This window comes from Chromobacterium sp. CCUG 30098, from assembly GCF_059916605.1.
This window is the reverse complement of record NZ_JAUCGS010000001.1, coordinates 505,974-519,943: the sequence shown is the minus strand read 5'-3', so window position 1 is coordinate 519,943 and position 13,970 is coordinate 505,974. Positions and strand designations below refer to the sequence as shown.

The following is a 13,970-nucleotide window of genomic DNA, read 5'->3' as shown; positions in this document are numbered from 1 at the left end:
CCGGCGAGTCCGGCCCGAAACGGCCGGCGGGGATACTCTCAGATTGTCAGCAGTGGCTTAATGGATTCGATAAGATTGCTTGATCTCGCTTACGCGACGCTCGGCCTGTTGAACGGTCAGCGGGCTCATGGCCATATGGGCGCCGCAATGGCAGCGCAACACGCTGTCGGGATGCAGGGACTTGAGATGATGGCGGATTTCATGGCCGCATTCCTCGCAGGCGACCACGACGGTGGCGTTGTAATGCTTGTCCAGATCAATATCGAATCTTTGCTGCTTCATGGGAATCTCCCTTGCTGTGACAAAGGCCGGCCAGCCAGAGGAAGAGCAGGAAGCCCTTCATGACAGACCTGAAGAGAAGGATAGCTCCGCCGGCGAAAGGTTCCCAGCAATCAGCCACTTAACTGTAGTTTTTTTGACCGCGGGCAAGCCTCGCGCCCACGGCCGCCGCACTGGTCAGCAAGCGGGGCTTGCAGTATCCTTCGCCGATTTGATTGTTGACGATTGCAGCCATGGACACCCACAACGCAGATCTGGAACGCCGCTTCGGCGGCATCGCCCGTCTCTACGGGCCGGAGGCGCTGGCCCGCTTTCAGGCCGCCCACGTTTGCGTGGTCGGCGTCGGCGGCGTCGGCTCCTGGGCGGTGGAAGCGCTGGCGCGCAGCGCCGTCGGCAAGCTGACCCTGATAGACCTGGACAATGTGGCCGAGTCCAACACCAACCGCCAGTTGCCGGCGCTGGACCCCAATTACGGCATGGCCAAGGTCAGCGCGCTGGCCGAACGCGTGCGCGCGATCAATCCGGCCTGCGAGGTGATCGAGATCGAAGACTTCGTCACCGAAGACAATCTGGAACAGCTGCTGGGCCGGGACTACGACTTCATCATCGACTGCATAGACAGCCTGCGCATCAAGACCGCGATGGCGGCCTGGTGCGCGCGCCGCCGCCAGCCCTTCATCGTGTCCGGCGGCGCCGGCGGCCAGACCGATCCCACGCTGATCCGGGTGGCGGACCTGGGCGAGGTCACTTACGACCCGCTGCTGTCCAAGCTGCGCTACAACCTGCGCCGTCACCACCAGTTCAGCCGCGAAGCCGGCAAGAAGCTGCACGTTCCCTGCGTGTTCTCCACCGAACAACTGATCTATCCGGACACGGAGCAGCAGGCTTGCGACGCCACGGAGCCGCGCGGCCCGCAGGGTCTGTCCTGCGCCGGCTTCGGCGCGGCGATGACGGTGACCGCCAGCTTCGGCCTGGTGGCGGTGGCGCAGGCCTTGAAGCACTTGGCCAAGCCGCCAAAGGTCAAACGCGGCTAGCCACTGTCCCGGCAACAAAAAAGCACCGCCTAGGCGGTGCTTTTTTCATGTGCGGGCGGATGCCGCTTACATGCTCTGGATCTGTTTTTCCAGTTTCACCGCGCGGTCGCCCGGTGCCGGGTGGCTGGACAGCAGGCTGCTGTCGTTGCCGTACAGATCGGCCAGCTTGCGCAGCGCGGCCGGACCGCCTTGAACGTTGTAGTTGTGACGCTTGAGGAAGCCCACCGAGTAGCCGTCGGCGTCGCTTTCCTGAGACTGGGAGAACTGCGCGTTCACCACGGCTTCGGCGAAGCCGCCGAGCTCGGATTCGGACAAGCTGCTGGCGACGCTGTTGCCGCTGCCGGCCGCGCCCTTGCGCGCCGCGGAAGTGGCGTAGGCCAGTTGCATGGCTTTCTTGGTGTGGCCCAGTTTCACATGGCCGATTTCATGACCGATGACGAAGCGCACTTCGTCGTCGTTCATCTTGTCCATCAGGCCGCTGTACACGCGTACGGTGCCGTCGGCCATTGCGAAGGCGTTGACTTCCTTGGTCAGATAAACCTTGAAGTTCAGCTTGGTGCCGTCTTCGCTGTCCAGGCCCTTAACCATCTTGGCCAGGCGCTTGGAATAAGCGTTGGAGGCCGGAGCCACCTTGTTTTTCTTGTCCATCACAACGCTGGATTCGGCGGCCATGGCTTTGACGTCGGCGTCGCTGAGGGTGGCGGACTTCACCAGGTCGGAGCCGGCGCTGATCATGGAGCCCAGATCGAAAGCGTGCACCGGGGCGGAAAGGCAAGCAGCAGCCAGAACGGTCAGAGCGAATTTTTTCATTGTGTCAGTCTCATTTAATTTACAAATTCAATTTACAAATAAAGCAGACGGATGCTATCCGCTTTGCCTCCTCTTGAAAAGCGATTGGCATAACTCCCACCCATTGCCGATTCACGCCTCCTCAGACCTTGCCGCCGGCAAGCCCTTGCCAACGCAAAGGTTTTTCCGGAACCGCTCTAGACCGGCGGCGAAGCGGGCTGCGAATGGTTGTCGCGGCGACGCAACGCATCCGAACCATTGGCGGACGCGCCCCGCAGCGCCGGACACGCATGATCTTGCAATTCCTCGACCGAGGCGCGGTTGGCGCCGATCAGGCTGGCGCGGCTGCTCAGCAGAATGAAGCCGTCGCGGCCGTCGGCCAGCCGCGTCGCCACCAGCGCCAGGCCGTAGCGGCCCATGTCCAGGCCGGCTTCCGGCTGTCCGGCCGCCAGCGCCTTGAACGGGTCCACCTCCGGGCCGCCGTCGGCCTTGGCCGCCACCGCGCGCGCCCAGTAGGCGTGGCCCTGCAGCTCCACCGGCAACTCGCGCCACTCCTCGCTCAGGCTGTCCTTCAGGTCCTCCAGCTGCTGGCGCACGGTGGCGTCGGTGCAGGAGATGTGGATGTGCAACTGATTCTGGGTGCGTCCGTACTGGGAATTGATGGTCAGCGACAGCAGTTCGCGCGGAATCGGCCGGCCGTAGCGCTGCTCCAGAAAGCCGCGCGCGCGCCAGGCCGCCCCCCAGTAATCCGGCGCGCGCTCGCTCAGCAGCTCCGGGCTTTCGATGCCGCTGACGCGGGCGGTGGGAATCAACAGGTATTGCAGCCAACCGTTGCGGTCTTTCAGCACCGCGTAGCCGCCGGCCTCGCCGCTGCCCGGTTCCACCGCGGCGCAGGGCGCCGGCTGGCCGCTCGCCTGCTGATTGGGCAGGCATTGCCGGCTGACGATATTCCACAAGGCGTCGGAATCGGCCCACAACAGCGCCGAGTACCCCAAGGCCAGCGCGGCCAACAGGCCGGTGGCGATTTTGAGCGTGGTTTTCATGTTTGGATTTTTGCTTGATGCCACTCCGCCACTATAGCGAAGGCCGGGCCCGGACATGAAAAAACCGCCCCTAGGGGCGGTTTGGCGCGGGACAGGGTCCGGCTCAGGCCAGCAGGCAGGAAGACTGGCTCTGCTCGCTGACGCGGCGCAGCGGCGTGGCCTGCTGAGCGCAGCGCGTCTCCGCCTGCGGGCAACGGGTGCGGAACACGCAGCCGGACGGCGGATTGATCGGGCTGGGCAGGTCGCCTTGCAGGATCTGGATCACCTTGTTCTTTTCCAGCTTCGGGTCCGGGATGGGAATCGCCGACAGCAAGGCACGGGTGTACGGGTGCGAAGGCGCGTCGTACAAGGCGGACTTTTCCGCCAGCTCCATTTCGCGGCCCAGATACATCACCAGGATGCGGTCGGAGATATGCTTGACCACGGCCAGATCGTGGGCGATGAAGATCAGCGCCAGCCCCATCTCACGCTGCAACTCCTTGAGCAGGTTGATGATCTGCGCCTGGATGGACACGTCCAGCGCCGACACCGGCTCGTCGCAGATGATGAGCTTGGGCTCCAGGATCAGCGCGCGGGCAATGCCGATGCGCTGGCACTGGCCGCCGGAGAACTCGTGCGGATAGCGGTTGATCATCTGCTCGCGCAGACCCACCTTGGCCATCATCGCCTTGACCCGGCGCATCACTTCCTCCGGACCCAGCTCCGGCTTGTGCACGCGCAGCGGCTCGCCGATGATGTGGGCCACCGTCATCCGCGGATTGAGCGAGGCCAGCGGATCCTGGAAGATCATCTGGATGTCCTTGCGCACCGCCAGCCAGTCCTTGTCGCTGCCCTTGCGCAAATCCTTGCCCATCCAGACGATTTCGCCGTCGGTGGCGGGAATCAGATTCAGGATGGCGCGGCTGAGCGTGGACTTGCCGCAGCCGGATTCGCCCACCACGCCCAGGGTTTCCCCGGCGTAGAGGTCGAAACTGACGCCGTCCACCGCTTTCAGGGTTTTCTTGGGGCTCCACGGCCAACTGTCGTTGCCCTTGACCTGGAAGTGCACTTTGACGTCGCGCACCGAAAGAATGGCCTGTTTGGCTTGTTCAGACATGGGCCACCTCCTGGGCTGCTTGCGCCAGCTCGACGGCCGGCTTGTGACAGGCGCGGATCACCTGCGGATTGTGGCTGCTGGCCTGCAGCAGCGGCAGTTCGTCGGCGCAGCGCTCGGTGCTGTGCTGGCAACGTTCGGAGAACGGGCAGCCCTTGGGCATGTGCGCCATATTGGGCGGATTGCCGGGAATGCTGACCAGCTCGCTGCCGTCATGGTCCAGCCGCGGCAGCGCGCCCAGCAGGCCGATGGTGTAAGGATGGCTGGGGTGGTAGAAGATGCTGTCGGCGTCGCCGTATTCCATCACCCGGCCGCCATACATCACCATCACTTTTTCGCACAGGCCGGCCACCACGCCCAAGTCGTGGGTGATCATGATGATGGAGGTGCCGAAGTCCCGCTGCAGGTCTTTCAGCAGGGTCAGGATCTGCGCCTGCACCGTCACGTCCAGCGCGGTGGTGGGTTCGTCGGCGATCAAGACCTCCGGTTCGCACAGCAGCGCCATCGCGATCATCACGCGCTGGCGCATGCCGCCGGAGAACTCATGCGGATACATGTCCACGCGGCGCGCCGCTTCCGGAATGCGCACCGCTTCCAACAGCTCGATCGCGCGCTTCTTGGCCGCGCGCCGGCTCATGCCCTTGTGCAGCTCCAGCACCTCGGTCATCTGCCGCTCCACCGTCAGGTAGGGGTTCAGCGAGGTCATCGGATCCTGGAAGATCATGGACACGCGGTCGCCGCGGATGGCGTTCAGTTCCGGCGCGCCCATCTTCAGCAGGTCTTTGCCGTGGAACAGCACTTCGCCGCTGGTGGAACCGTTGCGGGCCAGCAGGCCCATGATAGACAGCACGGTCTGGCTCTTGCCGGAGCCGGACTCGCCGACGATGCCCAGGGTCTGCCCCTTGTCCAGTTCGAAGCTGACGCCGTTGACGGCGTTGACCATGCCGTCGTTGGTCTGGAACTGGACCCCGAGATTGCTGACTTTCAAAATGCTCATAGTGGTTCTACCTCGGGCTCATCGATCTTTCGGGTCCAGCGCGTCGCGCAGGCCGTCGCCGATATAGTTGGCGCAGTACAAGGTCAGCGACAACATGCCGGCGGGGAACAACAGCTGCCAGGGCTGGGTTTCCATGGTCTTGGTGCCGTCGCCGATCAACACGCCCCAGCTGGTCATCGGCTCTTGCACGCCCAGGCCCAGGAAGGACAACACGGATTCGGTCAGAATCACGCCCGGCACCGTTACCGTAGTGTAGATCACCACGATGCCCAGCAGATTGGGCACGATGTGGCGGGCGATGATGGTGGCGGTGGACACGCCGATGGCGCGCGCGGCCTCCACATACTCCTTGGACTTGATCGACAGCGTCTGGCCGCGCACCACGCGCGCCATGTCCATCCAGCCCAGGATGGTGATGGTCAGCACCACCAGATAGAACTCGCGGCCCAGCAGGGTCACCATCAGGATGGCGATCAGCAGATAGGGCACCGCGTACATCATGTCCACGATGCGCATCATCAGATTGTCTATCTTGCCGCCGAGGAAGCCGGCGCTGGCTCCCCAGAGCACGCCGATGATCACCGCGGCGACGGTGGCCAGCGCGCCCACCATCAGCGAGATGCGGCCGCCTATCAGGGTGCGCACCAGCAGGTCGCGGCCCAGGTCGTCGGTGCCGAACCAGTGCATGCCCTGCCAGGTGGGCGCCAGGCTGATGGCGTCCCAGTCGGTGTCGTCATAGGTATGGGGCAGGAACATCGGCCCGAAAATACAGGCCAGCACGATCAGCGACAGGATGATCAGGCTGACCACGGCCGCGCGGTTGCGGAAAAAGCGGATGCGGGCGTCGCGCCACGGGCTGCGGCCCTCTACGGCGGCGTCGTCCAGACGGGTCTCCAGCGCGATCGCCGCTTGCTTCTGTTTGCTTCTCAACATGGGAAATCCTTCGCGGTCACGCGCGTCAATAGCGAATCTTGGGATCGAGGAAGGCGTAAGCCAGATCGACCAGCAGATTGAGCAGCACGGCAATCACCGTCACCAGCACCACCAGGCCCAGCACCAGCGTGTAGTCGCGGTTGGCCGCGCCGTTGACGATGAGCTTGCCCAGGCCGGGCAGGGAGAAGATGGACTCGGTGACCACGGCGGAGGTGATGGAGGAGATGGTCAACGGCCCCAGCAGCGTCACCACCGGCATCAGCGCCGGCTTCAAAGCGTGGCGGACGATGATGGTGCGCATCGGCAAGCCCTTGGCGCGCGCGGTGCGGATGAAGTTGCTGCCCAGCACCTCGATCAGGCTGCCGCGCATCACCCGGCCTATGGTGGCCACGTTGATGAAGGTCAGCAGCGCCACCGGCAGGATCATGAAGCGCGGATCGAAATCGTTCCAGCCGCCGGACGGCAGCCATTGCAGGGTGACGGCGAAGATCAGCACCAGCACCGGGCCGATGATGAAGGACGGGAAAGCGCTGCCCATATTGCTGATCAGCATCACCAAGTAATCCACCGCGCTGTTCTGACGCAACGCGGCGACGATGCCCAGCGCCACGCCTATCACCAGCGAAATCAGGATGGCGCTGCCGCCTATCGCCGCCGACACCGGCAGCGCCTTGGCCACCAGATCGTTGACGCTCCAGTCCGAATAACGGAAGGAGGCGCCCAGATCGCCTTGCAGCAGGCTCTTCAGGTAATACAGGTATTGCTGCCACAGGGGCAGGTCGAGATGGTATTTGGCCTGCAGATTGGCCAATACCGCCTCGGAAACTTTGCGCTCCCCGTCAAAGGGGCCGCCGGGGGTCATGTGCAGCAGCAGATAACAGACGGTGATGACGGCCAACACGGTTGGGATCGTCAACAGCACGCGTCGTAAGGTGTAGGACCACATTGCAAATTACTCCGACTCGCCGCGCCCGCCGCGCCGGCGCAATGCGCGGGCTGCGGACGGACCAACGGCGATTGACACCGACAGTCACGGGCGGGCGGCGCCGTCAGCGACGGCCGCCCGCTCAACACACCGGGGTTGCCCCCGTTTCCAGATCAGGGCCGAACGCGCGTCCGCCCGCGCGCCTCCGGTCCCCTGCGGGACGGGAGGCGTTCAGGGCGTCGGCGCGAGGCCGGCGATCAATGCTGGATGATGTAGAGTTCCTTGCTGCGGTAGCGATCCACCGGGTTCTTCAGCGAGTAGCCGCCCACATACGGTTTCACCAGGCGCGGCAGCGTGTACTGCAGCACCGGGATCATCGGGTAGTCGTCCATCGCCAGCTTGGTGGCCTGAGTCAGCAATTGGGTGCGCTTGGCTTGATCGGTGCTTTCATTGCCCTGCTTGATCAACTCTTCCGCTTTCTTGTTGCAGTTGAAGTTGTCGTTCTGGGTATTGCCGCACTGGACCAGCGCCAGGAAGGTGGTGGCGTCGTTATAGTCGGCCAGCCAGCCGTTGCGCGCCACCTGGTAGTCGCCGTCGTGGCGTTTCTTCAGGAAGACCTTGAACTCCATGTTTTCCATGGAGGTGTTGAAGCCCAGCTTGCTCTTCCACTCGGAGGCCACGAAGATGGCCATCTTCTTGTGGTAGTCGCTGGTGTTGTAGGACAGCTTGAGCGTGGTGCCCGGCTTGACGCCGGCCTGGGCCAGCAGCTTCTTGGCCTCGTCCACGCGCTTGGCCATCGGCCATTGCGCCCAGTCGTAGCTGGTCGGCAGGCCGCCGTGTACGCCTTTGACCATCACGCTATAGGACGGCAGCTGGCCGTCGCCGGTGATTTTCTTGGCCATCAGGTCGCGGTCCACCACCATGGACAGCGCCTTGCGCACGCGCACGTCCTTCAGCAGCGGATCCTTGTTGTTCAGGCTGTAATAGCGCAGGCCCAGGATGGTGGAGGTTTTCAGATCCTTGGGCATGGCGCTCTTGAGCTTGTCGAAGCTGCCCGGCGGGATCTCGTAAGTCATGTCGGTCTGACCGGACTGGTACAGCTTCTGGTCGGCGTTCTGATCTTCGATGGGCAGGAAGCTGACGCGGGTCAGCTGCACGCTCTTGGCGTTCCAGTACTGCGCGTTCTTCTCGATCACCACCTTGCTGTTGACTTGCCAGTCTTTCAGCACAAAGGGGCCGTTGCTGACCATCTTGCCCGGCTTGACCCAGTCCTTGCCGAACTTGTCGATCACCGCCTTGGGCGCCGGGCCCAGCTGGGCGTTGGACATCAGCTCCGGCAGGTAGGACACCGGGAAGGCGGTGTCCACTTGCACGGTGTATTTGTCCAGCGCCTTGACGCCGATGGCGGTCACCGGCTTCTTGCCGGCCACGATGGCCTCGCCGTTCAGGAAGAAGATGCCGAAGGTGCCGGCGTAGGGAGCGGCCAGCTTGGGGTCCACCAGGCGGCGGATGCCGTAGACGAAGTCGTCGGCGGTGACGCCGCTGCCGTCGGACCATTTGGCGTTCTTGCGCAGCTTGAACACCCAGGTGGTGGGCGCGGTCTGTTTCCAGGACTCGGCCACGCCGGGCTGCAGCCTGCCTTCGTTGTCGGTGGCGGTCAGGCCTTCGAACAAGTCGTGGGTGATGATGTTGGCGGGCACGCCCTCCACCACCATGGGATCCAGCGATTCCGGTTCGGAGCCGTTGGAGCGCACCAGTTCCTGCTTGGCGGCCAGCTTGGTGCCCGGCGGCACAATGGCGGCCAGGGCCGCGCCGGAAGTCAGGGCCAGCGCCACGGCGGCCGTGATTGTCTGTAGCGATTTTTTATCAGCCATCTCGCCTACTCTCCTAAGTATTGCCGCTCCCGTCGACTATCGCGGGGCGATCAGAATCTTCACTCGATTGTATCCAGAGTGGTTGGCGGCCATTATGCGCTGAGGATTTTGAATACTTCAAGTGCTAAGCACGGCGCGACGGCGGGCGATTTAACGTTTTTGTCGCAAATTGACTATCCTTGCCCGCATTAGCTGTCACAGCTTGCTGATTTCACATTGTTTTTCCACCATTATTTCGTTTCTCATTCTAAAAATTAATGCCTCTCATACGCATTGCTCATGACATTGAAAATAAGCCTATACAATTACCCCGTTCAAATATTACAAAACGCTTATTTTTAATTTGCCGGCTTTTCCCAAAATCATTAACGCTTTTGCGCTTGGCGAAAACGGAAGGGCTTGAGTAAGCTCGATCCGACGCATGCCGCGCGCCAGCCCCGCCCCCCGGCCCCACGCTCATGAGCCCAGGCCGCGCCGCCAACGCATCTTCCTGATCCGCAAGCCTTATTCGGCCCTATCATTCCAATATGCGGACAGAATCCGGCCCGGTTTTCCGGGCCGCGCGACCAGCGGCGGAGGGACGCCCTGGAAACGCGGCCCGCCGCCGGACGGATGTCCGCGGCAAGCGGCGACGCCGGCATGCGCCAGCAGGTATCGATGGGACGACGCCTGGCATCCACACGGCGGGCTAGGCGCCCGCCCCAAGAGCGAGAAGAAAAGATGAAGAAACGAGTCGTTGCAAGCGCTGCCGCGCTTGCTCTGGCTGCGGCCGGCCTGGCCGGCTGGTATGGCTCCAGGACGAGCGCCGCCGCGTCCAAAACCGCGGCGCGCCCGCCGATTGCCGTTGGCATCGCCAAAGTGGCGGCGGAGGATCTGCCGATAGAACTGAGCGCCACCGGCAATGTCACCGCCATTGAAAAGGTGGAGGTCAAGCCGCAGGTGTCCGGCGTGGTGGCCAAGGTCCACGTCAAGGAAGGCCAGAGCGTAAGCCCGGGCCAATTGCTGTTCACGTTGGACGCGGCGGCGGAAACCGCGCAGCTGAAAAAGGCTCAGGCGCAGACGCTCAGCGACCAGGCCCAGCTGAAAAACGCCGAACGCGACCTGGCGCGCAGCCGCGACCTGCTGGCGAAAAACTTCGTCTCGCAAAGCGTGGTGGACGCCAACCAGTCCAAGGCCGACGCGCTCAGCGCCACCGTGGCCGCGGACCGCGCTCAAGTGGAGGCGGCCCGCGTGGCGCTGGACTATAAAACGCTGCGCGCCTCCATCGGCGGACGCATCGGCGTGATCGGCGTCTATCCGGGCACCCTGGTGCAGCCGGGCATGGCCGCGGCGATGCTGACCATCACCCGCATTCATCCGATCAACGCCACCTTCACCCTGCCCGAGCGCGAACTGGGCGCGGTGCGCGCCGCCGAGGCCGCCGGCAAGCTGCTGGTGCGCGCCACGCTGCCGGACAGCGGCGACAGCGTGGACGGCAAACTGGTTTTCATCGACAGCGCGGTGGACAGCGCCAACGGCACGTTGACGCTGAAAGCCGAGTTTTCCAATCCGGACGGCAAGCTGTGGCCGGGCCAATTCGTCACCGTCTCGCTTAACGCCGGCCGCTACCGGCAGGCCACCACCATTCCGGTGGCGGCGCTGCTGACCGGGCCGGAAGGCAAATTCAGCTACGCGGTGCAGGCCGACGGCAGCGTCAAGCGCGTGCCGGTGGAACTGCTGGCCATCCATAAGGAAAAAGCCGTCGTCAAAGGGCTGAGCGTAGGCGAGGCCGTGGTGTCCAACGGCGGCCTCAACCTGCGCCCAGGCGACAAAGTGCGCGCGGCCGCGGCCGGCCCGGCCGGCGGAGGCCAGTGATGCAAATCTCCGAACTCTGCATCCGCCGTCCGGTGATGACGGTGCTGCTGTGCCTGTCCCTAGTGGTGGCCGGCCTGATCGCCTATCAGAAACTGCCCATCGCCGCGCTGCCCAGCTTCGACACCCCCACCATCAACGTTTCCGCCAGCCTGCCCGGCGCCAGCCCGGACAGCATGGCCTCCTCGGTGGCCGCGCCGCTGGAAAAGCAGTTTTCCACCATTCCCGGCATCGCGGTGATCAGTTCGTCCAGCACCCTGGGCAGCACCTCGATCACGCTGGAGTTCGACAACGACCGCAATATCGATCTGGCGGCGGTGGACGTGCAGGCGGCGCTGCTGCGCGCGCAGCGCTCGCTGCCGACGGAAATGACCTCGACGCCGTCCTACCGCAAGGTCAACCCGGCGGATTCGCCGGTGCTGCTGCTGGCGCTCAATTCGCCGGCGATGTCGCTGTCCGACCTCAACGACTACGCCGAAAACTGGATATCGCCCAATATCTCCACCCTCAAGGGCGTGGCCCAGGTCAATATCTTCGGCCAGAAGCGCTACGCGGTGCGGATCAAGGCCGATCCGGGCAAGCTGGCCTCGCGCAATCTGACGCTGGACGACGTGGCCGCCAGCATCCGCGCCGCCAACGTCAACACCCCGGTGGGCACGCTGGAGGGCAAATCGCAGCTGATGACGGTGGAAGCCAACCGCCAGCTGCAAAACGCCGCCCAGTTCGCCAACCTGGTGATCGCCAGCCGCAACGGCCTGCCGGTGAGGCTGTCCGACGTGGCCGCGGTGGAAGACAGCGTGGAAAACCTCAAAAGCGGCAGCTGGGTCAACGGCGAGCGCTCCATCGTGCTGGCGGTGATGCGGCAGAGCGACGCCAACACCGTGGCGGTGGTGGACGCCATCCGCAAGGAACTGCCGCAATTGCAGGCGCAGTTGCCCGGCTCGGTGCGGCTGAACCTGCTGAACGACCGCTCGCAGTCCATCCGCGAAGCCATCCACGACGTCAAGCTGACCCTGCTGCTCACCATCGCGCTGGTGATCATGGTGATCTTCATGTTCCTGCAGCGCATGGCGGCCACGGTGATCCCGGCGCTGTCGCTGCCGATCTCGCTGATCGGCACCATCGCCCTGATGTACTGGCTGGGCTACAGCCTGGACAATATCTCGCTGCTGGGCATCACGCTGGCGGTGGGCCTGGTGGTGGACGACGCCATCGTGATGCTGGAAAACATCGTCCGCTACATCGAGGAAGGGCTGTCGCCGATGGAGGCGGCGCTGAGGGGCTCGCGCGAGATCGCCTTCACCATCGTGTCGATCTCCTTGTCGCTGGTGGCCATCTTCATTCCTATCTTCTTCATGCAGGGCGTGATCGGCCTGCTGTTCCATGAGTTCGCCGTGGTGGTGTCGCTGGCGGTGCTGGTGTCGGCGGCGGTGTCGCTGACCCTGATCCCGCTGCTGTCCTCGCGCTTTCTCAGCGCCGACTCGATCGGACACCAGGCCCGGCGCGGCCGGCTGGCCGCCGCGCTGGAAGGCGGCTTCGACGCGGTGCTGGCCGGCTATCGCCGCACGCTGGACCTGGCGCTCAAGCATCGCCGCCTGACCCTGGCCGGCGCGCTGTCCACCTTCGTCCTGACCGCGCTGATGTTCAACGGCATTCCCAAGGGCTTCTTCCCCACCGAGGACACCGGCCAGATCATGGCCAGCACCGAGGCGGCGCAGGACATCTCCTACGAGGCCATGCTCAAGCTGCAGCAACGCGCAGCGGCCATCACCCAGGCCAATCCCAACGTCGCCTTCGCCACCTCCTCGCTGTCCGGCGGCAACACCGGCCGCATGTTCATCCAGCTCAAACCGCGCGGCGAGCGCGCCAAGCTGGACCCGACCATGGAAAGCCTGCGTCGCGACCTGCGCGCAGTGCCGGGGCTCAGCGTCTATCTGAACCCGACGCAGAACCTGCGCCTGGGCGGACGCCAGAGCAAGAGCCGCTACCAGTACACCTTGCAAGGCATTCAGGCGGAAAGCCTGAACACCTGGTCCGACAAGCTCTTGCAGCAGATGCAGGCCGATCCCATCTTCCGCGACGTCACCAGCGACTCCCAGCTCAAGGGCCTGCAAGCCAAGCTGAACATAGACCGCGACAAGGCCAATCTGCTGGGAGTGGACATCCAGAGCATACGCAGCGCGCTGTACAGCGCCTTCGGCGAACGGCAGATTTCCACCATCTACACCGCCAGCGACAACTATCAGGTCATCCTGCAGGCGGACGACCCGTTCAAGGTCAACGAGTTCGACTTCTCGCGGCTGCGCGTGCGCGCCGCCGACGGCCAGCTGGTGCCGCTGTCCAGCATCGCCTCGGTGGAGCGCACCGTCGGCCCGATCTCGGTCAACCACCAGGGCCAGCTGCAGGCGGTGACGCTGTCCTTCAACCTGGCGCCCGGCATCCCGCTGAGCCAGGCCGATCAACACCTGCGCCAGCTCAAGGACCGCATCTCGCTGCCGCCCTCCATCGCCACCAGCTATAGCGGCGACGCCGCCGCCTTCGAGGAAACCCAGGGCAGCCAGATCCTGTTGCTGGGCATCGCGGTGGCGGTGATCTACGTGCTGCTGGGGGTGCTGTACGAAAGCTATATCCACCCGCTGACGATTCTGTCCGGCCTGCCCTCCGCCGCCATCGGCGCGCTGGGCACGCTGATGCTGTTCGGCCAGGAACTGACCGTGATCGCCAGCATCGGCATCCTGATGCTGATCGGCATCGTCAAAAAGAACGCCATCATGATGATCGATTTCGCGCTGGAGGCGCAGCGCAAACAGGGCATGTCGCCGGAGCAGGCCATCCACGCTGCCTGTCTGCTGCGCTTCCGGCCGATCATGATGACCACGCTGGCGGCGCTGATGGGCGCGCTGCCCATCGCGCTGGGCCTGGGCGCCGGCGCCGAGTTGCGCCAGCCCTTGGGCCTGGCGGTGGTGGGCGGCCTGGTGTTCTCCCAGGTGGTCACGCTCTACATCACCCCGGTGCTCTATCTGTATTTCGACGCGCTGGCGCAACGCCATGCGGCCTGGCGGGAAAAACGGCGCGCGCTGCGCGCCTGACGCGACAAGGCCCACGCCGGAGTCCGGCGCGGGCCTTGCTCTAAAAGTCTCACGAGCAAAAGC

The 13,970-nt window shown here is 64.1% G+C and carries 11 protein-coding genes; 3 read left to right on the top strand and 8 right to left on the bottom strand.

Annotation, left to right across the window (positions count from 1 at the left end; genetic code table 11):
- Positions 1-57 precede the first annotated feature (57 nt).
- Positions 58-282, bottom strand: coding sequence for a hypothetical protein (locus QUG03_RS02490; RefSeq protein ID WP_107800862.1), 225 nt, complete (start codon positions 280-282; stop codon positions 58-60).
- Between the two features lie 230 nt (positions 283-512).
- On the opposite strand from QUG03_RS02490, the gene tcdA reads away from it, so the two are divergent.
- Positions 513-1,313 carry a tRNA cyclic N6-threonylcarbamoyladenosine(37) synthase TcdA gene (tcdA, locus tag QUG03_RS02485; protein WP_500819270.1) on the top strand — a complete coding sequence of 267 codons (801 nt, stop codon included), beginning with the start codon at positions 513-515 and terminating at the stop codon, positions 1,311-1,313.
- A gap of 66 nt (positions 1,314-1,379) precedes the next feature.
- On the opposite strand, the gene QUG03_RS02480 is transcribed toward tcdA, so the two are convergent.
- From QUG03_RS02480 to QUG03_RS02450, 7 genes are all read right to left on the bottom strand, one after another.
- Positions 1,380-2,123 (bottom strand): M48 family metallopeptidase, encoded by a 744-nt coding sequence (locus QUG03_RS02480; RefSeq protein ID WP_107800865.1) that lies wholly within the window; start codon positions 2,121-2,123, stop codon positions 1,380-1,382.
- Between the two features lie 176 nt (positions 2,124-2,299).
- A complete protein-coding gene (locus tag QUG03_RS02475; RefSeq protein ID WP_488876596.1) occupies positions 2,300-3,145 on the bottom strand; it encodes a CDP-diacylglycerol diphosphatase in 846 nt (281 codons plus the stop codon).
- Positions 3,146-3,248: 103 nt separating this feature from the next.
- The gene (gene oppF, locus QUG03_RS02470) at positions 3,249-4,241 is read right to left on the bottom strand and encodes a murein tripeptide/oligopeptide ABC transporter ATP binding protein OppF (protein WP_107800867.1); all 993 of its coding nucleotides are present in this window, start codon (positions 4,239-4,241) and stop codon (positions 3,249-3,251) included.
- Positions 4,234-5,235: an ABC transporter ATP-binding protein gene (locus QUG03_RS02465; RefSeq protein ID WP_107800868.1), complete on the bottom strand. Its 1,002-nt coding sequence runs from the start codon at positions 5,233-5,235 to the stop codon at positions 4,234-4,236. Before QUG03_RS02465 ends, oppF begins: the two co-directional genes overlap by 8 nt.
- A gap of 18 nt (positions 5,236-5,253) precedes the next feature.
- Entirely contained in the window at positions 5,254-6,168 is a 915-nt protein-coding gene (locus tag QUG03_RS02460; RefSeq protein WP_081575942.1) for an ABC transporter permease subunit, read from the bottom strand.
- 25 nt (positions 6,169-6,193) lie between these two features.
- A complete protein-coding gene (gene oppB / locus QUG03_RS02455; RefSeq protein WP_227105445.1) occupies positions 6,194-7,114 on the bottom strand; it encodes an oligopeptide ABC transporter permease OppB in 921 nt (306 codons plus the stop codon).
- A gap of 236 nt (positions 7,115-7,350) precedes the next feature.
- Positions 7,351-8,967 carry a peptide ABC transporter substrate-binding protein gene (locus QUG03_RS02450; protein ID WP_107800870.1) on the bottom strand — a complete coding sequence of 539 codons (1,617 nt, stop codon included), beginning with the start codon at positions 8,965-8,967 and terminating at the stop codon, positions 7,351-7,353.
- Positions 8,968-9,687: 720 nt separating this feature from the next.
- Between QUG03_RS02450 and QUG03_RS02445 the strand changes: the two genes are divergently transcribed.
- Positions 9,688-10,821, top strand: a complete 1,134-nt coding sequence (locus QUG03_RS02445; protein WP_253315175.1) for an efflux RND transporter periplasmic adaptor subunit — start codon at positions 9,688-9,690, stop codon at positions 10,819-10,821.
- Positions 10,821-13,907 carry an efflux RND transporter permease subunit gene (locus tag QUG03_RS02440; protein WP_235085976.1) on the top strand — a complete coding sequence of 1,029 codons (3,087 nt, stop codon included), beginning with the start codon at positions 10,821-10,823 and terminating at the stop codon, positions 13,905-13,907. Before QUG03_RS02445 ends, QUG03_RS02440 begins: the two co-directional genes overlap by 1 nt.
- The last annotated feature ends 63 nt before the right edge of the window (positions 13,908-13,970 follow it).

Bases quoted from the DNA above. Each gene is read 5' to 3' on its own strand.
- QUG03_RS02475 (WP_488876596.1), bottom strand. From the start codon at position 3,145: ATGAAAACCACGCTCAAAATCGCCACCGGCCTGTTGGCCGCGCTGGCC.
- QUG03_RS02440 (WP_235085976.1), top strand. From the start codon at position 10,821: ATGCAAATCTCCGAACTCTGCATCCGCCGTCCGGTGATGACGGTGCTG.
- QUG03_RS02445 (WP_253315175.1), top strand. From the start codon at position 9,688: ATGAAGAAACGAGTCGTTGCAAGCGCTGCCGCGCTTGCTCTGGCTGCG.
- QUG03_RS02460 (WP_081575942.1), bottom strand. From the start codon at position 6,168: ATGTTGAGAAGCAAACAGAAGCAAGCGGCGATCGCGCTGGAGACCCGT.
- QUG03_RS02465 (WP_107800868.1), bottom strand. From the start codon at position 5,235: ATGAGCATTTTGAAAGTCAGCAATCTCGGGGTCCAGTTCCAGACCAAC.
- tcdA (WP_500819270.1), top strand. From the start codon at position 513: ATGGACACCCACAACGCAGATCTGGAACGCCGCTTCGGCGGCATCGCC.
- oppB (WP_227105445.1), bottom strand. From the start codon at position 7,114: ATGTGGTCCTACACCTTACGACGCGTGCTGTTGACGATCCCAACCGTG.
- QUG03_RS02480 (WP_107800865.1), bottom strand. From the start codon at position 2,123: ATGAAAAAATTCGCTCTGACCGTTCTGGCTGCTGCTTGCCTTTCCGCC.
- oppF (WP_107800867.1), bottom strand. From the start codon at position 4,241: ATGTCTGAACAAGCCAAACAGGCCATTCTTTCGGTGCGCGACGTCAAA.
- QUG03_RS02490 (WP_107800862.1), bottom strand. From the start codon at position 282: ATGAAGCAGCAAAGATTCGATATTGATCTGGACAAGCATTACAACGCC.
- QUG03_RS02450 (WP_107800870.1), bottom strand. From the start codon at position 8,967: ATGGCTGATAAAAAATCGCTACAGACAATCACGGCCGCCGTGGCGCTG.